Genomic DNA, 20,428 nt, shown 5'->3' on the forward strand with positions numbered 1-20,428 from the left:
GTGGCGTGGATCGCGTCAGCGCAGCAGTCTAGCCCGCAGTCGTCGACCGAACCAGCGTTCAGGCAGCGCCGCGGTTGGGTTGTTTCGAAAGCATTCCGCGAACTGCCTCGACGGTATGCTCCGGGGTCAGCGTCTCGCCGGCCAGCGACACGCAGCCCGGGCCGAGCGGGGCATAGGCCGCGGGATTCGTCGCCTTGAACAGGCCGGCCACCGGCACGCCGGCCGCGGCTGCCAGATGCATCGGGCCACTGTCGGCAGCAACGAAGGCGTCGGCCCGGCTGAGCGTGGCGGCAAGCACGTCGAGCTCTGCGATACATACGCTGGCCATGCTGGTCGGCGTGGGTGCGCCGGGCGGGCAGATCTGCAACAAGTGGGCCTCGGGCAGCTTTTCGGCGACCTGCTCGAGAAAATCCGCCCACCAGTCGTCATCGAGCTGCTTGTTGCCGGTCGCCTGCGTGAAAAAGGCCACCACGGGCGATGGGCTCGTCAGCTCCCTGAAAGCGCGATCCCAATGTTGCTGCGCTGACCTCTCGGCCTCCGCGCCCGGGAAGACAGCGAGCGTGTTGAAGCGCTGCCATTCAGTTTCGGTAACGCCAGACTCGAGCAGTTCCACAGCCTGTTTTGCCTGATGGCGGCTACCCGGTCGCGAGGCCGCGTGGCTGAGCGGAACCCATTGGTTCGCGGTGGCAAAACCCATGCGCTGGCGCGCTTTCGACAGTGCAAGGGCCAGACGGTTGCTCGCCGAGTTGCCGCTCGGATCAATAGCAAGATCATAACGGCGTGCGCGCAGTTGGCGCAGCAGTTTCAGCGTAGCGCCAAACGATTTTTCATGGACCCAGACCCGGCCGATGCCGGGCAATGTCTCGAGCAGAGGTTTTTGACGCGCGTCCTGGATCACGACATCGATGGTGGCGGCCGGCAGCGATGCGGCGAGGGTCCGCAGCATCGGTGTCAGGAACAGGATATTGCCCAGGCGCTTGTTCAGCCGTACGACCAGGACCCGGCGGGTATCACCCACGAGCGGACGCCGGCGAGGCTCGGTAGTGCCGAGCAGTCGCGTGAGCAGGCGGTTCAGCCGCCCCCGGTTGTTGCGGCGCTGATGCTTGATCCACCGCTTCAGGCTTTTGGCATTCACGTTCCTAGATTGGCCTGTCATGACCGCGTGTCCCCTGCGAGCCTCGATTGATCGCCATGTTGAATGCGCGGCACTCCCGGAATCGTGAATACGAGATCAAGATTCCATCAAGATTCGCGAAGCCGTACCTCGATGCGTGTGCCTTCGTGGGGCCGACTGGTCAGGCGGAGCGGCCAGTCGTAACGGTCGGCCACGCGCTTGACGAGGTACAGCCCCAGACCGAGCCCCGCGCCTTGGCCATTTCTGTAGCCGCGCTCGAAGGCGTGCTGCAGCTGCTCTCGTCCCATGCCGTCACCGTCGTCGGCGACGCTCAGCACTCCATCGGCCAGCGTCACGCGCACGGTATCGCCGCCGTGGCGCAGTGCGTTGCGCAACAGATTGCCGAATACGATGACCAGGGCGATACGCGGCGCAGCCACGCGACAGGCATCCAGTGCGGGCACTTGCAAGCGCTTGTTGCCAAGCATGGGTCGATAGGCGTCGATCACTTCGCTGACCACGCTCTCCGCACGGCAGTCGGGCTCCACGCCGTCGTGGCTGCGGCCTTCGTCCCGAGCAAGGAACAACAGCGATTCGATCAACTCCGCCATCTGCCGGCTGGCACGCTCGATCCGCGTCAACGGCGCGCTATTGGCCGTACGCGGATCCTGTTGCAGCACTTCGAGGGCGCCCTGGATGACGGCCAGCGGTGTGCGTAGTTCGTGACTGGCATCGGCGGTGAAGCTGCGCTCGCGCTCGACGAAGCCGTCGAGCCGTTGCATGAAGCGATCGAAGGCACGCGCGATCACGCCGACCTCGAACCCGTCGAAATGGGCTGCAAGATCGTGGCTGGCTACCTCCGGTTGCAGGCTGGCGACGTGCTCTGCCAGCCGGTTGATCGGCTTGAGGCTGATGCGGGCGATCCAGGTGCCCAGCGGCAGAGCGAGCGCAACCACGATCATCGCAGCCACGATGAGCACGGTGCGAAAGAGTGACTCGCGCGCCTCGATTGCGGTCACGTCGTAGGCGAGAAAGGCGCGTTTGCCCTCGATCATCGTGGTGGCGACACGATAGCTGCGATCGTTGAAGGTCAGATCCATGCCCGGATGATGGGTCGGCAGGCTGCGCAGTGGCGGCGGCAGCTCGTCGAGTCCGTCGGGCTCGACGACGAAAGCCTTGATAGTGGCCGAATTCGGCAACGCGGCTGCGCCTTCGGCGGCGTACTCGGTTTCCAGTTCGTTGACCTCGTGGGCCACGATGCCGGCGAGCAGGTCGTCTTCGAGCCGTTCGTTGATCGCGAACAGGGCCATCACCATCACTGTCGCCATCATGGCGACGAACAACGCCAGCGCCGCGGTAACGCGGAACTGGAGGCTGTCCAGGCGGCGTTTCAGCACGTCGCTGGGCCCCATTTCATGCCGCGTCCGGCGCGATCAGTCGATAGCCCATGGTCGGCACGGTATGCAGCAACGCGGTATCGAAGGGCTTGTCGATTGCGGCGCGCAGGGCATGGATATGGGTGCGCAGTGCTTCCGAGTCCGGCGGATGGTCGCCCCAGATCGCAGCTTCGAGTTCGGCGCGACGCACCAGCCGCGGTGAGGCCCGCATGAGCACTTCGAGCAGTCGCAGCGCGGTCGGCGTGAGCGCGATACGTGTTTCTTCTCGCTCGGCCTGCCAAGTGTCGAGGTTGAGCACCAGATCGGCGACCCGCAGCACACGCTGGCTGCGCCGCGGTCCGCGGCTGCCGATAGCGGTCAGCCGGGCATCGAGTTCGAGCAGCGAAAACGGTTTGATCAGGTAATCGTCGGCGCCGCAAGCAAAGCCGGCGAGCTTGTCGTCGATGGTGTCGCGCGCGGTGAGCATGAGAATCGGCGTCTGCCGATCGGCTTCGCCTCGCAGGCGGGCGCACAGGTCCAGGCCGTCGATACCGGGCAGCATCAGATCGAGCACGATGGCGTCGTAGTCGTTCACTACGGCCAGATGCAGGCCGGTTACCCCGTCGGTGGCGCTGTCCATGATGTGGTGTCGCGCCGACAGGAACTCGATGATGTTGGCGGCGAGATCCTCGTTGTCCTCGATCACGAGTATGCGCATGCGATCTCCCGGCCGGTGCGAATGCGGACGGTGTGGCCGCATGCAACGGTTTGCCGTGTGGAAACTGGTCTCATTGGATTATTTTATCTTTATTCGTGCGCCGGTCTGCAGGGTGGCGGTGTTCTACACTGCGGCAGAAGCTTTTCCTGTTGGTAGTCGATAGACCCACGATGCCCCATCGCCGTTCCCCTGCCGTCGTGTTCACCGATCTGGATGCGACCCTGCTTGATCATCACGACTACGGCTGGACGGCGGCGCAACCCGCGCTCGACGCGCTGGCCGCACGCGATGTGCCGGTATGCATCGTCACCAGCAAGACCGCCGCGGAGGTGGCGGCGCTGCGTATCGAACTGCGCAACGGGCATCCCTTCGCGGTGGAGAACGGCGGCGCGGTCGCGGTACCGCGAGGCTATTTCGACGGCGTGGCCTGCGGTGCCGATACGCCGGTTGAACTCACCACCCTCGGTGCCCCGCGCGAGGAACTGGTCGAGCTCGCCACGGTTTTGCGCGCGCGCCACGGCTTTCGGTTTCAGGGCTTCGCCGAGATGAGTGCCGATGACGTGATCGCGGCGACCGGCCTGGATCGGCCCGGCGCCGGTCGGGCGCTCGAACGCAACGCCTCCGAGCCGCTGCTTTGGCAGGACAGCGACAGCGCGCGCGAGCGCTTCATGACGGCGGTCGAGGCAGCGGGCTATGTCGCGCGCGAAGGCGGTCGCTTCGTGCATGTGCTCGGCCATGCCCACAAGGGCGATGCGCTCGACTGGCTGTGCAGCCGCTATGCCGCGCGCGACGGCTCGATTCTTGCAATAGCGCTGGGCGACAGCGGCAACGATGCCGACATGCTCGCCGCCGCGGATATCGGTTACTGGATCGCACGCCCCGACGGCAGCCACTACGGTCCGGCCGGTGGCGCGATCCGTCATGCCGCGGGTATCGGTCCCGCCGGCTGGCGCGCGGCGATCGAAGAGCTGATCGCACGACAAGAGATCCAATAACGAGGAGAGGGTATGGCTGATTTCCACCAGAACGGGCTGATCACGACGTTGCATCGCCTGGGCGATCGGCCGATCGAGGCGCTCGAGGCCGAGCTACGCGCGTTCGGGCGTCGCCGGCCCATGTCGCTGATTCTGCCGTGCCTGTATTCGGAGCTCGAGGGGGATGCGCTGCCGAACATCGTCGAACAGATCGCGAAAGTCGATTATCTAGACGAGATCATCATCGGCCTGGACGCGGCGGACGAGCGCCAGTTCGCCCATGCCCACCGGTTCTTCAAGCAGTTGGGTCAGCCGCACCGGCTGCTCTGGAACGATGGCCCGCGGCTGATGCAGCTTTACGACCAGCTCGATGCCGAAGGCCTGGCGCCGGAGCGTCCGGGCAAGGGCGCCAATGTCTGGAACTGCATGGGCTATTTCCTGGCTTCGGGTACGGGCCGCGTGCTTGCCATGCACGACTGCGATATCAAGACCTACGACCGCGACCTGCTCGCGCGCCTGTTCTACCCGATGGTGCATCCGAACTTCACCTACAAGTTCGCCAAGGGTTATTACGCGCGGATCGCCGACGGCAACATCAACGGTCGGGTGGCGCGTCTGTTCGTCACCCCGCTGGTGCGCTCGCTGATGACGGTGGTCGGCGATATGGAATATCTGCGTTATATGGACAGTTTCCGGTATCCGCTGTCCGGCGAATGCGCAATGACGGCTTCAGTCGCTGAATCCATCCGGATTCCCAGTGACTGGGGGCTGGAGATCGGCATCCTCGCGGAAGTGCATCGAAACTACACGCCCAACGCGATATGCCAGGTCGATATCGCCGACGCCTACGACCACAAGCACCAGCCCGTCTCCGACCACGAAGCCGACACCGGTCTGGCCAAGATGAGCGCGGATATCGCCAAGGCGCTCTATCGAAAGCTGGCCACCTACGGCGTGGTGCTCACGCCGGAGACCATCCGTACCATCAAGGCGGTCTATCTGCGCAACGCGCTGGACAGCGTGGAGCGCTTCTATTTCGATGCCCAGATCAACGGCCTCGCCTACGATCGGCACAAGGAAGAAAAGACCGTTGAGGTGTTCGTCGAGGCGATCATCAAGGCTGGCGAGCAGTACATCGCCAATCCGATGGAAGTGCCGTTCATGCCGACGTGGAACCGCGTGCGCGCTGCGTTTCCCGAGTTTCTCGACCGTTTCTACGATGCGGTGGAAGCCGACCACGCGCAGGCGGAGTCCGAGCAAGGCTAGGCGCGCATTTTCTCGCTGTCAGGATGACGCGATCCCGCCCAAACGGCAGCAAAATCAAGCCGGTGCGGTAGCGTTCAGCTTGAGCGCCGGCGCCCATGTTATCTAGACGCCCTTCACCTGTTTGCAGGACGACGAACATGCGCAGTTCGCGCGTCGACGCGCTGGCGGATGCGCGGGAAATCGAGCAGGCGCAATCGGCGCCCGCCTTGATCGGCTTGATCCGGAAACAGCTCATGCGCGGGTTCGTCTGGCTGCGTTTTACCGCCGAACTCGAGCAGGCGTTTCGCTCGGAAAACGACCGGGCCGCGCGCGTCAATCGCATTGCCTTGCTGTCGATTGCCGCACTGGTACTGCTGATCAGCCCATTGTTCGATACGGCCTATTTCGGCGTGCCGGAATCGGCGGCCTTCTGGTCGCGGCTATTGCTGGTCGGCGTGCTCGTGCCGGTGACGCTCGCGGCCGTGGCCTGGTGCCTGCGCCGTGGCGAGTCGCGGGCGACGGAATTCGTGATCACCGGCCAGTTCGCGATCGTGACCGTGGGGCTGCTGGCCAATCACATGATCCTCAACCGCTACAGCGCCGATTTCCCGATCGAATTCGTTGGCGTCGGTTTCGTGGCCGTGGTGGCGCTGGGGCGGGTAAGGTCCTGGGTGATCCTGCCGGTGGGTGCGGCACTATCGGTGCTGACGTGCGTCACCGTGATCGGGCTCGTGAATTCCAGTCCGGCGGATTACTACCACCTGGCTGCGGCCGGCGTGCTCGCGCTGTTCGCGACCTACCTGCAATACGCGAGCGAATACGTGCTGCGGCGCAGCTGGCTCGACCGTCAGCTGTTGCAGCTGGTGGCCCGCCACGACGGCCTGACCGGGCTGCTCAACCGCCATGCCCTGGAAAGCGCGCTGGCCACCGCCCACGCCCATGCGGTGCGGGAGTGCAACGACTACAGCCTGGCGATGATCGATATCGATCAATTCGGCGCCTATAACAACCGCTATGGGCACCCGGCCGGCGACGAGGCGCTGCGCCGGGTCGCCGAGGTGATAGAAGTCTATGCCCGGAGACCGCTCGACGTGTGTGGCCGCTATGGCGGCGAGGAATTCGTCACTTTCTGGATCGAAGGGCGGCCCAACGAGGCCGAAGAGCACGCCGAAGCATTGCGCGCAGCGATCGAAGACGCCGCGCTCGTACACGAGACGTCCGATGTCGCACCGGTCGTGACGGTGAGTATCGGTCTTTGTCACATCGAACAGCCCCAGCAGCACGATTCGTTATCCGCGGTGCTTTCCTGTGCCGATGCTTTGCTCTATGAAGCCAAGGCCGCCGGGCGCAATTGCGTGAAGGTTGGCCTTTTCGATCGCGGTGGGCCCGTCGGGGAGAAGATGGCCGAGGCGGCCGATTGAGTCCACCGCGGTCAGGCCAGCGGCGGCCGCCGCGAGCGTCGTGCAGGACGGGATGGCTTCCAGCCGGCTCTTCGGACCGGTTTTCCAAACCGCGACGTCAATCGCTGATCCAGGCTACCTCGTAGGGCGCGAGCGTGATCGAGCGGGTCGAGCCGCTGATGCCCTGCGCAGCCACCACGTTGCGGCGCACGCGCGCATCCGGCAGCACATGGGTGGCCACCTTGACTGGCTGATCGGTCACGTTGTGCAGCGCCAGCAAGGTCTGGCCGAAGCCGCGGCGTTGCAGCGCGAACAGCTGCGGGCCGAGGTCAACAACCGTCTGCGCGGCTTCCGGGTGCAGCGCAGGCTGGCGGGCGCGCACGGCCAGCAGATGCTTCAGTCGCGAGAACACCCGCGCGTGATGGGTTTCGCCGCGCAGGTGGTATTCCAGTTCGCCCACGTCCCAGCGGCGCCGGTTGATGGTGCGATAACGCCCGCTTTCCTCTACCCGCGACAGATCGTTGTGGGTGGCCGTCAGGCTGTGGAAATACAGCGCCGGGATGCCGGCCAGCGCCATCGCGATCGCCTGGCTGCAGATGAAGCGGTCGATATGCGCTGGACTATTGCGCTCGCTGATATCGGCGAGCAGGTCGTAGTAGGCGATATTGAGTTCGTAGGGCTTGTGCGAACCGTCCGACACCGCGCGGGTGGACACGAAGCCGCCGCGTTCGCGCACGGTTTCGACCAGATGCTCGATCGCGTCGGCTTCCAGGATCGACTCCACCGCGCGCAGGCCGATGCCGTCGTGGCTGGCGGTGAAGTTGAGGAAATGACAACCGGTCGGCAGCGACGGCAGATTGTGCGCCCAGCCGGTCAGCGTCTGTGCGTCGCCGCTCAGCAGCGCATCGGCGACCAGCGGCGGCAGCGCGAACTGATACGCCACATGGGCCTCGTCGCCGTCCACCAGATAGGAGATGTTTTCCACATGCGGGACGTTGGTCTCGGTGATCAGCTGCACGCCGGGCGCGTAGTGGGCGAGCAGGGCGCGCAGGAACTTGATCAGCCGATGGGTCTGCGGCAGATGGATACAGGGCCCGCCGATGTCCTTCCACAGGAACGCCACGGCATCGAGACGCAGCAGGCGTGCGCCGCGGGCGACATATTCGAAGATGATGTCGATGAACTCGGACAGCACATCCGGGTTGGAGAAATCCAGATCGATCTGGTCTTCCGAAAACGTTGCCCACAGATGGCGTGTGCCGCGCGCGGTGGCAACCTCCGCCAGCAGGGGCGTGCTGCGCGGGCGTACCACCGCGCGAAGGTCGGTGTCCGGCTCGACCTCGATGAAATAGTCGCGCCCCGGGTCCACATCGCCGAGGTAGTTGGCGAACCACTGACCCTTGCGCGAGGCGTGGTTGAGCACGAGATCGAACATCAGCGGGTGGTCTTCGCCGAGCGCGGCGACGTCGTCCCAGTTGCCGAGCTTGGTGTCCACCGCGCGGTAGTCCATCACCGAAAAGCCGTCGTCGGAGCTGTGCGGATAGAACGGCAGGATATGGATCGCCGCGATCGAGTCGGCCAGATGCTCGGCCATGAACGACTTGAGCGTGGCCAACGGCGCCTCGCCCGGACGCTGGACGATATCGCCATAGGTGATCATGACGTTGAAGGCGGCATCGATCGCGGTATCCGAGGCCACCGGCAGACCGTGGCGCAGGGCGGCATCGGAGGCCGCGTCCACGCAGGCGGTGGCCGCGTCCTCGCCGTAGAGCGGGTCGAGCCAGTCGATCAGGGCCGCGCGCGGTGCGCGCATATGGGAGCTTGCGTCGGGCATGGGATAACCGGAAACAAGGTTCGTGCCAGCATGCATTATGCCGGCGTCCCCCCTATGATTGGGTTCTGATTTTCCGGATCGGCAGGAAGGCTTGATCATGATCACCGGCGGTTGCCTGTGCGGCGGGGTGCGCTATGCGATTCGCGGCCCGGTCGATGAAATTCAGCTCTGTCATTGCCGCAGCTGCCGCAAGGCCCAGGGCGGGCCCCTGGCGAGCAACCTGCCGGTGGCCACGCGCGACTTCGAGCTGCACGACGAGGCCGGGTTGCTGCGCGATTACGAATCCTCGCCGGGCAAGCATCGCCTGTTCTGCAGCGGGTGTGGCTCGCCGATCATCAGTCGCCACGACGACCGACCTGAGGCCGTGCGCGTGCGTGCCGGTACGCTCGATCAGGATCCCGGCGTACGGCCGGCGCAACAGGCATTTGTTGCCGACGCGGCGCCCTGGTGGCCGGTCGATCCTGAACTGCCTGCTCATGCCGGGCCGCGACCGGAGTGACGCGATGATCCCAAGGTTTTTTCGAGCGGATACAAGATGATCCGCAAGACGCTGTTTCTTGGCTTGTTGGTGCTTGTGGGCATCGCAGCCGCTGCGCCGGCACTGGTCGGTTTCTATCTCGAGCGCGAATTCGACGACGTGATCGCGCGCTTCGAGCGGCCCGGCCTGACCCGGGTGGTGAGCAGCGATTTCGAACGTGGCTGGTTCTCGTCCGAGGCGCAGCTGCGAATCGAGCTCGACGACGCGCTCTGCGAAGATCAGCCCTGTGCCGGCGTGATGCTGGACACCACCATCCACCACGGGCCGGTGCCGTTCGGCGCGCCGGTCGATACCGAGACGGGGTTTCGGCCCAGCCTGGGCGTGGCGGTCACGCAGCTCGACCCGGCGTCGTTGTGGCCGCGGCTGGTGTTCGACCCAGCGCTGGCGCCCTTGGAAATCGTCACCCGCGTCGGTTTTCAGGCCCATGCGCATTCCCGACTGAGAATCAAAGGCAACAGCGTGGATATCTCGCGAGAGCGCCGGCTTGCGCATATCGATGCCGCGCCGGTCACCGCCCAGGCCAACGTGCCGCTCGGTGACGGTGCAATCGAAGCCGGCGTGGATGCGCCCCAGTTCCGGATCGTCGGCGAAAACGGCGGTCAACTGGCCTGGCGAGCGCTTGAGGCGCGGCTCGGTCAGCCGGATCAGGCCGGCAACGCGACGCGCGAGGGCGGCGTGCTGCGCGCCGAGTCCCTGCGGGTGGCCGATGGGCTCGGACTCTCGGCACTGCTGCAATCGCTGGCCTGGCAATGGCAGCCGCTGCCGGCCGCCGAGGACCGCTTGAGCGGCCGCCTCGACGGGCGTATCTCGCGGGCAGTCATCAACAACAGCGAATACGGCCCGTTGATGCTGGTGGCCGAAGTCACCGATATCGATATCGATGCCTGGCGCGGGCTGGTCGATCAGTTGGGCCAGTTGCGCGATGTGGAAACCGGCGAATTGGATCCCGAAGCCCGGGCGGTGCTCTATGGCGAGACGTTGCCGACGCTACTTTCCGGCGCGCCGCGTATCGATATCGAGCGCCTGCGGTTGACCACACCGCAAGGCGACGTGCGCGCGAAGCTGCGTATCAATGCGCCGGAGCAGATGCGCGAGGCGCGCCTGCTTGCCGATGTGGTTTCGCAGCTGGACATGAATTTCGACGCGCGCCTGCCGGCCGGGCTGGCACGCGACATTACGGTGCAGGTGATGCTTGCCAGCGGACGTTCGCCCTATGCGATCGAAGAAAGCGATATCGACGAGGCGCTGGCCGAACTGGTGGGGCAGAACCTGATCGAATCGGTCGACGACGGCGCTGTCTATCGCCTGCATCTGACGATCGATGCCGGCCGGCTGACGCTCAATGGCCGCAACCAGATCGGCTGGCAGGCGATGGTCGACCAGTTCGAGGCCGCCCGCGAACGGCTGTAGTCGCAGCGCGCAAGGCGTTACACTACGCGGTTCAGCAAGGATTCGAGGTCGCCGCGCTACGGCGCGGCAGGCCGGGCCCGACAGGTGCGCATATGAGCAGTCAGACGCAATTCGACGTCATCGTCGTCGGCGGTGGTCACGCCGGTACCGAGGCCGCAACCGCGGCCGCACGGGCCGGTGCGCGCACGCTGCTGCTTACCGACAATATCGAAACCATCGGCCAGATGTCCTGCAACCCGGCGATCGGCGGGATCGGCAAGGGCCATCTCGTGCGCGAGATCGATGCGCTGGGTGGCGTCATGGGCCGCGCGGCTGATCGTGGCGGCATCCAGTTCCGTACTCTCAACGCCCGCAAGGGCCCGGCCGTGCGTGCCACCCGCGCCCAGGCCGATCGCGCGCTCTACAAGGCCGCGGTGCGTTCGATGGTCGAGAACCAGCCGAACCTGCATTTGTTCCAGCAGTCGGTGGCTGATCTGGTGGTCGAGAATGGCCACGTCGCCGGCGTCGAAACCGCCATGGGACTGACGTTTCATGCGCCCACGGTCGTACTCACGGTGGGCACGTTCCTCGGCGGCACGATCCATGTTGGCCACGAGCGCTTCGGTGGCGGCCGCGCGGGTGATGCGCCTTCGAACGCGCTGTCCCAGCGTCTGCGTGCGCTCGACCTGCCGGTCGGCCGGCTCAAGACCGGCACGCCGCCGCGGATCGACGCCAAGACCATCGACTACTCGCAGCTCGCCGAGCAGCCGGGCGATACGCCCGCGCCGGTGTTCTCGTTCATGGGCCGGCGCGCCGAGCATCCGCGCCAGGTGAGCTGTCATATCACCTACACCAACGAGCGCACTCACGAGATCATCCGCGACAACATCGGCGAGTCGGCGATGTATTCCGGCCAGATCGATTCGGTCGGCCCGCGCTATTGCCCGTCGATCGAAGACAAGGTGGTGCGCTTCGCCGACAAGGATTCGCACCAGATATTCATCGAGCCGGAAGGCCTGACCGCGGCCGAGGTCTATCCCAACGGCATCTCCACCAGCCTGTCGTTCGAGACCCAGCTGCAGGTGGTGCGCTCGATTGCCGGTTTCGAGAACGCGCATATCACGCGCCCCGGCTATGCGATCGAATACGACTATTTCGATCCGCGTGCGCTCAACTACACGCTGGAAACCAAAGCCATCGGCGGCCTGTATTTCGCCGGCCAGATCAACGGGACGACCGGTTACGAAGAAGCCGCGGCCCAGGGGCTGCTTGCGGGCATCAACGCGGCCCGCGCGGCGACAGATCGCGCGCCCTGGTGGCCGGGCCGCCATGAGGCCTATCTCGGCGTGCTAGTGGACGACCTGATCACGCGCGGCACGATCGAGCCCTATCGCATGTTCACCTCGCGCGCGGAGCATCGCCTGCTGCTGCGCGAGGACAATGCCGATACCCGGCTGACGCCGATCGGTCGCGAACTCGGACTGGTTGGTGACGACCGCCTGGCCGTGTTCGAAGCACGTCGTGAAGCCGTCGCCGCCGAGCAGGCGCGGCTGGCGAAGATCACGGTCAAGCCGGCCGATCTTGGCGCCGACCACGGCGCGGCCTGGTTGGGCAATGGGCTCAAGCAGGCGCTACCGGCCGCCGAGTTGCTCAAGCGCCCGGGTGTGTCCCATGCCCAGGTGGCGGCGATCGAAACCGTCGGCGCGCCGGCGCTGGCGCATCTCGACGCGGAAGATGCCGAGGCCGTGGGCGAGCAGGTCGAAATCCAGGCCCGCTATGCCGGCTATATCGATCGCCAGCAGGCCGAGATCGAGAAGACCAAGGCCCACGAGGCGACTGCGCTGCCGCGAGAGATGGACTATGCGGCGGTCTCCGGCCTGTCGAACGAACTCCGGGGCAAGCTAGAGGATGTCCGCCCGGCCACCCTCGGTCAGGCGTCGCGGATTCCGGGCATGACCCCGGCCGCGATCTCGTTGCTGCTCGTGCATCTGAAGAAAACCGGAGCGCCGCTACAGAAAAGCGCCTGATCACGGTGTTCCTGCGCGCCCGGCGCGTAGCGCCAGGGCATTCGAACAGCGCGTCTTTCGTGTAGTCTGAGCGCGCATCCCAAGCTGGTTATTGTCTGCGCATGCTGTCTCGTCGAATCCTGCTCTGCCTGCTGTTTCTCTGCGTCGGTCTGACGGCCTGCAGCAGCGACAAATCCGAGCAATTCCCGGTCAAGAACACGCCGGAAATTCACGACGACGGCAGCACCACCCTGCGTCGCGGCAATGGTGCGGAGCCGGAAAGCCTGGACCCGCACCAGGCGCGTAGCGTGCCCGCGGCCAATGTGCTTCGCGATCTCTATGCCGGGCTGGTGCAGATCGCGCCGGACGGCGAGATCGTGCCGGCAGACGCCGAATCCTGGGAAGTCGGCGAGCAGAAGCTGGTCTATACCTTCACGCTGCGCGATAACGCGCGTTGGTCGAACGGCGAGCCGCTCACGGCCCAGGACTATGTCTACAGCCTGCGGCGCAGTGTCGATCCCGTCACCGGTTCGCCGTATGCCCAGCTGCATACGCCGATCGTCAACGCCAACGACATCATCCAGGGCGACAAGCCGACCGAAAGCCTCGGCGTGCGCGCGCTCGATGACAAGACGCTCGAGATCACGCTCAAGGCGCCGACACCGTATTTCCTCGGCACCCTGGCGCACAGCATCAGCTATCCGGTCTACCGTCCAGCGGTCGAAGCCTACGGCGCGGCGTTTACCCAGCCCGGCAACGCGGTCACCAATGGCGCCTACAAGATGGCGAGCTGGCGGGTGAACTCGATGATTGGCCTGGAGCGCAATAGCGAATACTGGGACGACGCCAATACCGCCATCGACCGGGTCGAGTATTACCCGATCACCAACGAAAACTCTGCGCTGTCGCGCTATCAGGCCGGCGAGCTGGACTGGGCGACCAAGGTGCCGATCTCGCAATACGACGCGATCGAAAAGTACATCCCGGCGCAGCTGCACACCCAGCCCACGCTCGGGGTCTACTACTACGGTCTGAATCTGCGCCGCCCGCCGTTCAAGGATTCGCCTGAGCTGCGGCATGCGATGTCGATGGCGATCGACCGCCGCGTGATCGTCGACAAGATCACCCGCGGCGACGAGATTCCGGCCTATGGCTGGATCCCGCCGGTGGTCGAGGGCTATGCCGGCGCCAAGTTCAAGTGGGCCACGCTGTCCGATACCGATCGCCAGGCCAAGGCGCGCGAGCTCTATGAAAAGGCCGGCTATTCCGAGGACAAGCCGCTCAAGGTCGAGATCCGCTACAACAGCGGCGAGGGCAACAAGAAGATTGCATCCGTGATCGCTTCGATGTGGCGCAGCGTGCTCGGCGCCGACGTCACCCTGCGCAACGAGGAATGGAAGGTCTTCCTCGACAGCGTCCGCCAGGGCGCCAGCACCGAGGCCTACCGCTTGGCATGGATCGGCGACTACAACGATCCGAACACTTTCTTCGAGCTGATGAATTCCAAGTTCGGCCTCAATGGCACGGGCTACGCGAGCGCCGAGTACGATCGGCTGCAGGAAAAACAGGCGCATATGCCGGACGGCCCGGAACGCCAGAAGGTGATGAAACAGGCCGAGGCCACGCTGCTGGGCGACAGCCCGGTGATCCCGATCTATTTCTATGTCAGCAAGTATCTGATCAAGGATTACGTGAAGGGCTTCGAGGGCAACCCGCTCGACTCCTACTACAGCAAGGATCTGTCGATCGAGCCGTGAGAGGCTCGACGACCGTCATCGCCATGAACCGCGCCTGATCATGTTGTCGTATGCGCTGCGTCGCCTGCTCGGCGCCATCCCGACGTTGCTGATCCTGCTCACGCTCGCGTTCGTGATGATGCGTGCGGCACCCGGCGGGCCGTTCGACGCCGATCGCGAGCTGCCGCCACAGGTCAAGGCCAATCTCGAGGCCAAATACCATCTCGACGAGCCGCTCTACCAGCAGTACGGCCGCTATCTATGGGACGTGGCTCATTTCGATTTCGGGCCGTCGTTTCAGTATCGCGATATCACCGTCAACGACCTGATTGCCTCCGGCTTTCCGGTCTCGCTCAAGCTCGGGGCGTCTTCGCTGGCCTTTGCGCTGCTGTTCGGCGTGCCGCTGGGCATGGCCGCCGCACTACGCCAGAACCGACCGACGGATTACGCGGCGATGACCACGGCGATGCTCGGCATCTCGATCCCGAACTTCGTGCTCGCGCCGCTGATGATCCTGTTGTTCGCGGTCTATAACGACTGGCTGCCGGCCGGCGGGCTGGGTGGCTGGCAGAACTACGTGATGCCGGTGCTTGCCCTCGGCACCGCGATGATGGCCTATGTCGCGCGCCTGTCGCGGGCTTCCACCATCGAAGTCATGCGCTCCAACTATGTGCGCACCGCGCGGGCCAAGGGCCTGTCGTCGCGGCGCGTGGTCTGGGTGCATGCGCTGCCCGCCGCGCTTACGCCTGTGGTGTCGTTTCTGGGCCCGGCGGCCGCCGGGATCATCACCGGCTCGGTGGTCATCGAGACCATCTTCGGTATTCCGGGGCTGGGCCAGTTCTTCGTGCAGGGCGCGCTCAATCGCGACTACACGCTGGTGATGGGCGTCGTGCTGTTCTACGGCATCCTCATCGTGGCCTTCAATCTGGTCGTGGACCTGCTCTACGGCTGGCTCGACCCGCGGGTGAGTTACTCGTGAGTAGCCGTGCCGACGAAATCGAGCTCTCCGGCGCGCCCGAGCAGGGCCGCAGTCTGTTCTCCGACGCGCTGCTGCGTCTGCGCGCCAATCGCGCGGCGCTGGCGTCGCTGGGGCTGCTCGGTTTCATCGTTGTCGCCGTGGTGGTCGGGCCGTGGCTGTCGCCACACGATTATTTCACCCAGAACTACGGTGCGATCTGGGTGCCGCCGACGACCACGGAAAGCCACTGGTTCGGCACCGACGGACTGGGCCGCGATCTGTTCGTGCGCGCCTTGCAGGGCGGGCGCATCTCGCTGCTGATTGGCCTGGTCGCCACGCTGGTGAGCCTGGTGATCGGCGTGGCCTACGGCGCGACGGCCGGCTATGCCGGCGGGCGTGTGGACGGCGTGATGATGCGCATCGTCGATATCCTCTATGCGATGCCCTTCCTGTTCTTCGTGATCCTGCTGATGGTGTTCTTCGGCCGCAATATCCTGCTGATTTTCGTAGCTATCGGGGCGATCAACTGGCTGGACATGGCGCGTATCGTGCGCGGCCAGGCGCTGGCGCTGAAGCAGCAGCCATTCATCGAGGCCGCGCGCATGTCCGGGGCGTCACCGTTCGCGATCGTGCTGCGCCATATCGTGCCCAACCTGCTTGGCGTGGTCGCGGTCTATATCACCCTCACCATCCCGCAGGTGATTCTGTTCGAGTCCTTCCTGAGTTTTCTCGGGCTCGGGGTGCAGGAACCGGCCACCTCCTGGGGCGCGCTGATCAAGGACGGCGCCGACGAAATGGGGCGTGCGCCGTGGTTGCTGATCGTGCCGGCGGTGTTTCTCGCCGTAACGCTGTTCTGTTTCAACTTCATCGGCGACGGTCTGCGCGACGCGCTCGATCCCAAGGATCGCTAGGCGCCGCGAGCGCTTTGCGTGCCTTACACTGGCGCCATGCTGCTTGATGTCCGTGATCTGAAAGTGAGCTTCGATACGCCCGACGGCGTGGTCGAGGCGGTGCGTGGGCTCGACCTGCAGCTGGCCGCCGGCGAGGCGGTCGGCATCGTTGGCGAATCCGGCTCGGGCAAGAGCCAGAGTGTGCTCGCTCTCATGGGTTTGCTGGCCGACAACGCCCGCGTTACCGGCAGCGCGAAGCTGCAGACGGGCGACGGGGCGGTCGAGCTCATCGGCGCCAGGCGCCGTGTGCTGGAGCGTATCCGCGGCGCGCGGATCGCGATGATCTTCCAAGACCCGATGACCACGCTGAACCCGCATCTGCGGATCGCCACCCAGATGACCGAGGTGCTCAAGCGCCATCGCGGTCTGAAAGGGCGGGCAGCGACCACCGCAGCGATCGAAATGCTGGAAGCGGTGCGTATTCCGGACGCCTCGCGGCGGATTCGCTATTACCCGCACCAGTTTTCCGGCGGCATGCGTCAGCGTGTGATGATTGCCATGTCGCTGGCCTGCGAGCCGGATATTCTCGTGGCCGACGAGCCGACCACCGCGCTGGATGTGACCGTGCAGGCCGATATTCTCGACCTGATGGCCGAGCTGCGCACGCGCACGAAAACCGCGCTGTTGCTGATCACGCATGATCTCGGCGTGGTCGCCGGTCAGACCGAGCGTGTGCTGGTGATGCGTAACGGCGAAGTCGTTGAGCGCGGGCCGATCGATACCCTGTTCGCGGCCCCGCAACACGACTACACGCAGCGCCTGCTGGCGGCCGTGCCCCGGCTGGAGACGCCGCGCCGCGCGGATGGCGGCAGATGAATCTGCCCGATTACCTGACCGCGCCGGAACTGCTCTCACTGCTGCGGTTCTGGGCCACGGTAATCGTGCTCGCCGGCAGCGCGCTGGTGGCCAGCGTGCATGCCCTGCTGACCCGCGAAACCCCGGCCAGCGCCTTCGGCTGGATCGGCGTGTCGGTTCTGTTTCCGCCGGTCGGGCCGTTGCTCTACTACATGTTCGGCGTCAATCGCGTACGTATCCGCGCGCGGCGTCTGGATCGCCAGTCGCGCCACGGTCTGGGCGCGCGCCAGCCGGGCGCCTATGCGGAGCTGCGTGATTACAGCGAGGTTCTCGACCGGCGTCGGCTGGGGCTCGCGGCCGCCGGCGATCGTCTGTCCGCCTGGCCGGTGGTTGCCGGCAACGGCGTCGACATGCTTCACAACGGCGAGCAGGCCTATCCGCCGATGCTGGAGGCGATCGAAAAGGCGCACCGCTTCGTCTATCTCACCACCTATATCTTCGAGACCAACAAGGTCGGCAAGCGCTTCATCGACGCACTCGGTCGCGCCGCAGAGCGCGGTGTGGATGTGCGCGTACTCATCGATGGTGTAGGCGAGTACTACGCCTGGCCGGGGCGGCGTGCTGTGGCACTGCTCAAGCGCCAGAACGTCCAGGCCGCGCGTTTTCTGCCGCCACGGCTGCTGCCGCCGTCGCTGCGTATCAACCTGCGCAATCACCGCAAGATCCTGGTGACCGATGCTGGGGTTGCCTTCACGGGCGGCATGAACATCGGCGACCGGCATTTCTACGCCGACGGGCGCGGCGTCGAGGATATGCATTTTCGTTTCGCCGGGCCGATCGTGCGCCAGATCGAGGCCGTGTTTCTGTCCGACTGGGCGTTTGCGACCGGTCGCCAGACCGGTGTGAGCCGCGGCGAGATCGCGCCGGCCGGTAGTGCGGCCTGTCGCAGCATCGAGAACGGCCCCACCCGGGATACGGAGCGTCTGGCCACGTTGGTACAGACCGCCGTGGCCAGCGCGCGGCGGCGGGTACTGATCATGACGCCGTACTTCCTGCCCGGGCCGGCGCTGATTGGCGCGCTGCAGTCCGCGGCCCTGCGCGGCCTGGACGTACAGATCGTGCTGCCGTCGAAGAACAATCTACCGTTCGTGGAATGGGCATCGCGCCACGCGTTGGGCGAGTTGATGCTGCGCGGGGTCAAGATCCATTACCGCCCGCCGCCGTTCGCACATACCAAGCTGCTGGTCCTCGACGACGACTACGCGTTGGTCGGCTCGCCGAATCTGGATCCACGCAGTCTGCGTCTGAATTTCGAGCTGGCCGTGGAGATCTTCGATCCGGCCGGTGTCGAGAGGCTGGCTCGCCATATCGAAAACGTTCTCGAGCGCAGCCGGGCCTATACGCTGGCCGATCTGCGCCGGCGCCGCTGGCCGGCACGCATGCGCGATTCCATCTTCTGGTTGTTCTCGTCGTACTTCTGAGGCCGGGCGGCTTCGCTTTCGCTTAGGGCGATGCGCCTTCCAGGGCGCGATGCAACGTGTCCGGCAACTCGACGGCCATATGCAGCGGAAGATGGTCGGAGAGCACGGCATCGATGGCCCGCGCTTCGCGAATCTTCAGGCTTGGCGAGGTCAGGATATGGTCGATGCCCCGGCGCGGCCGCCAGCTCGGAAACGTCGGCAGCGGCCGGTCGTAGACATGCAGGCCGCTGGCCGCGAGTGCCGGGTCTGCGATCAGGGCATGGGCCGTGCAGTTGGTATCGCCCATGACGACGACGTGTTCGTCCCGGGCCACCAGTTCGCAGATGGCGGCCAGCTGGCGCGCGCGGCTGCCGGCCCCGAGCGCCAGATGCGTGACCACCACGGCGAGGCTGTCGTCCGGGGTGCCGAAACGCGCGATCAGCGCGCCGCGACCCGGCAGGCGTCCGGGTAGTTTGTGTTCGCTCACTGCAAACGGGGTAAATCGGCTGATCAGGCCCAGCCCGTGCTGGGCAACCCGACCCAGGTTGCGATTGACCTGCACCCGCCAGTATTCGAAGCCGGCCTGTTCGGCCAGGTGTTCGATCTGGTTGCGGTACTGGCTGCGCCGGCTGCCGGCATCGATCTCCTGCAGGCCGATGATGTCGTGGCCGACCAGCAGTTCGCCGATACGATCGAGATTGTCGCGCACCTGCTGGCTGGGCAGCACATGCCGCCAGCCCTGCGTGACGTATTCGCGATAGCGCTTGGTGCCGACGCCTACCTGCATGTTGAAGCTCAGCAGGGACAGGCGCGGCTTGTCTCGGCTGGGCTGGCGCAGGGCGCCGGGATCGTTGGGCGAATTCACGGCTTCAGCGTACCATCGTTGCCGTATTCCGTAGGTGCCGTACGGGCGGCTTGTCGATGAACGAAACGCTGCTGCGACTGGACGACTTGAAGGTCCATTTTCCGTTGACCGCCGGCTGGCCCTGGCAGGACGCCGGGGTGCTCAAGGCCGTGGACGGCGTAAGCCTCGCGCTGCGGCCCGGCCGCACGCTGGGCCTGGTGGGCGAGTCAGGCTGCGGCAAGTCGACGCTGGCGCGCGCGCTGACCGGCATGGTGCCGATTACCAGTGGCCAGCTCGAATTCGATGGCCGCCGCGTCGAGCACGACAAACCGGCGACCTGGAAAGCGCTGCGCCGCGACGTGCAGATGATCTTCCAGGACCCGCTGGCCAGTCTTGATCCGCGCATGACAGTCGGCCAGATCGTGGCCGAGCCGCTGCGTCATCTGCGCCCCGATCTGTCGCGCGCACAGCGCAACGAGCGCGTGCACGGCATGATCGAGCGTGTCGGCCTGTCGCAGGCCCAGATCAACCGCTACCCGCACGAGTTCTCCGGCGGGCAATGTCAGCGTATCGGCATCGCTCGGGCGCTGGTGGTCGAGCCGAAGGTGCTGATCTGCGACGAGCCGGTCTCCGCGCTCGATGTCTCGATCCAGGCAAGAATCGTCGAACTGCTGCAGGAACTGCAGGCGGAGTTCGGTATCGCCATCCTGTTCATTGCCCACGACCTGGCGGTGGTGCGCCAGATCAGCGACGAGGTGATGGTGATGTATCTCGGCCGGGTGATGGAGCAGGCCGAAGGCGACGCGCTGTTCGAGGTGCCGGCGCACCCTTACACGCGCGCCTTGCTGTCCGCGGTGCCGCGGCCGGACCCGGTGGCCGAGCGTGCGCGCCAGCGTATCGCGCTGCCGGGCGAGCTGCCGTCGCCGGCGAATCCGCCTTCGGGCTGTGTCTTTCGTACCCGCTGCCCGTGGGCGCAGGCCGATTGTGCAGATCAGGTGCCGGCGCTGCGAGCGTTCGGAGAGACGGGGCGGGTGGCCTGTCTGCATGCCGAGGCCGTGGCCGATCAGAGCGTCGCCGCGGTGTCGTAACGC

Annotated in this window: 17 protein-coding genes; 12 read left to right on the plus strand and 5 right to left on the minus strand. The window is 65.5% G+C overall.

Features of this window, described 5'->3' with window-relative positions; translation table 11 throughout:
• Positions 1-58 precede the first annotated feature (58 nt).
• The 3 genes from SADO_RS09220 to SADO_RS09230 all read right to left on the minus strand — a co-directional run bounded on the left by SADO_RS09220 (position 59) and on the right by SADO_RS09230 (position 3,208).
• On the minus strand, positions 59-1,156 hold the full coding sequence (locus tag SADO_RS09220; RefSeq protein WP_353110886.1) for a glycosyltransferase family 9 protein: 1,098 nt from the start codon (positions 1,154-1,156) through the stop codon (positions 59-61).
• A gap of 86 nt (positions 1,157-1,242) precedes the next feature.
• Complete coding sequence (locus tag SADO_RS09225) at positions 1,243-2,526, minus strand: sensor histidine kinase (protein ID WP_353110887.1); 1,284 nt, start codon at positions 2,524-2,526, stop codon at positions 1,243-1,245.
• Between the two features lies 1 nt (position 2,527).
• On the minus strand, positions 2,528-3,208 hold the full coding sequence (locus SADO_RS09230) for a response regulator transcription factor (RefSeq protein WP_353110888.1): 681 nt from the start codon (positions 3,206-3,208) through the stop codon (positions 2,528-2,530).
• 170 nt (positions 3,209-3,378) lie between these two features.
• Here SADO_RS09230 and SADO_RS09235 point away from each other — a divergent pair, with 170 nt between their 5' ends.
• The 3 genes from SADO_RS09235 to SADO_RS09245 all read left to right on the plus strand — a co-directional run bounded on the left by SADO_RS09235 (position 3,379) and on the right by SADO_RS09245 (position 6,848).
• Entirely contained in the window at positions 3,379-4,203 is an 825-nt protein-coding gene (locus tag SADO_RS09235; protein WP_353110889.1) for an HAD-IIB family hydrolase, read from the plus strand.
• 12 nt (positions 4,204-4,215) lie between these two features.
• Positions 4,216-5,448 (plus strand): glycosyltransferase family protein, encoded by a 1,233-nt coding sequence (locus SADO_RS09240; protein WP_353110890.1) that lies wholly within the window; start codon positions 4,216-4,218, stop codon positions 5,446-5,448.
• A gap of 137 nt (positions 5,449-5,585) precedes the next feature.
• A complete protein-coding gene (locus SADO_RS09245) occupies positions 5,586-6,848 on the plus strand; it encodes a GGDEF domain-containing protein (RefSeq protein WP_353110891.1) in 1,263 nt (420 codons plus the stop codon).
• Between the two features lie 97 nt (positions 6,849-6,945).
• Here SADO_RS09245 and SADO_RS09250 read toward each other — a convergent pair whose 3' ends face one another.
• On the minus strand, positions 6,946-8,661 hold the full coding sequence (locus SADO_RS09250) for a sugar phosphorylase (protein WP_353110892.1): 1,716 nt from the start codon (positions 8,659-8,661) through the stop codon (positions 6,946-6,948).
• 97 nt (positions 8,662-8,758) lie between these two features.
• On the opposite strand from SADO_RS09250, the gene SADO_RS09255 reads away from it, so the two are divergent.
• The 8 genes from SADO_RS09255 (at position 8,759) to SADO_RS09290 (ending at position 18,514) form a co-directional block, all read left to right on the plus strand.
• Positions 8,759-9,160 (plus strand): GFA family protein, encoded by a 402-nt coding sequence (locus SADO_RS09255; RefSeq protein WP_353110893.1) that lies wholly within the window; start codon positions 8,759-8,761, stop codon positions 9,158-9,160.
• A 36-nt stretch (positions 9,161-9,196) separates the two neighbouring features.
• Entirely contained in the window at positions 9,197-10,609 is a 1,413-nt protein-coding gene (locus SADO_RS09260; RefSeq protein WP_353110894.1) for a DUF945 family protein, read from the plus strand.
• 92 nt (positions 10,610-10,701) lie between these two features.
• A complete protein-coding gene (gene mnmG, locus SADO_RS09265) occupies positions 10,702-12,615 on the plus strand; it encodes a tRNA uridine-5-carboxymethylaminomethyl(34) synthesis enzyme MnmG (RefSeq protein WP_353110895.1) in 1,914 nt (637 codons plus the stop codon).
• A 101-nt stretch (positions 12,616-12,716) separates the two neighbouring features.
• A complete protein-coding gene (locus SADO_RS09270) occupies positions 12,717-14,351 on the plus strand; it encodes a peptide ABC transporter substrate-binding protein (protein WP_353110896.1) in 1,635 nt (544 codons plus the stop codon).
• 40 nt (positions 14,352-14,391) lie between these two features.
• Positions 14,392-15,309 (plus strand): oligopeptide ABC transporter permease OppB, encoded by a 918-nt coding sequence (oppB, locus tag SADO_RS09275; RefSeq protein WP_353110897.1) that lies wholly within the window; start codon positions 14,392-14,394, stop codon positions 15,307-15,309.
• Complete coding sequence (locus SADO_RS09280) at positions 15,306-16,199, plus strand: ABC transporter permease subunit (protein WP_353110898.1); 894 nt, start codon at positions 15,306-15,308, stop codon at positions 16,197-16,199. The genes oppB and SADO_RS09280 overlap by 4 nt, the downstream gene beginning before the upstream one ends.
• Before the next feature lie 18 nt (positions 16,200-16,217).
• Positions 16,218-17,054: an ABC transporter ATP-binding protein gene (locus tag SADO_RS09285; protein ID WP_353110899.1), complete on the plus strand. Its 837-nt coding sequence runs from the start codon at positions 16,218-16,220 to the stop codon at positions 17,052-17,054.
• Positions 17,051-18,514: a phospholipase D-like domain-containing protein gene (locus tag SADO_RS09290; protein ID WP_353110900.1), complete on the plus strand. Its 1,464-nt coding sequence runs from the start codon at positions 17,051-17,053 to the stop codon at positions 18,512-18,514. Before SADO_RS09285 ends, SADO_RS09290 begins: the two co-directional genes overlap by 4 nt.
• A gap of 22 nt (positions 18,515-18,536) precedes the next feature.
• Here the strand turns inward: SADO_RS09290 and SADO_RS09295 are convergent, their stop codons facing one another.
• Positions 18,537-19,358: an endonuclease/exonuclease/phosphatase family protein gene (locus tag SADO_RS09295; protein WP_353110901.1), complete on the minus strand. Its 822-nt coding sequence runs from the start codon at positions 19,356-19,358 to the stop codon at positions 18,537-18,539.
• A gap of 56 nt (positions 19,359-19,414) precedes the next feature.
• Between SADO_RS09295 and SADO_RS09300 the strand changes: the two genes are divergently transcribed.
• Positions 19,415-20,425 carry an ABC transporter ATP-binding protein gene (locus SADO_RS09300; RefSeq protein ID WP_353110902.1) on the plus strand — a complete coding sequence of 337 codons (1,011 nt, stop codon included), beginning with the start codon at positions 19,415-19,417 and terminating at the stop codon, positions 20,423-20,425.
• The last annotated feature ends 3 nt before the right edge of the window (positions 20,426-20,428 follow it).

Source organism: Salinisphaera dokdonensis CL-ES53 (assembly GCF_040361215.1).
Lineage (GTDB): Bacteria > Pseudomonadota > Gammaproteobacteria > Nevskiales > Salinisphaeraceae > Salinisphaera > Salinisphaera dokdonensis.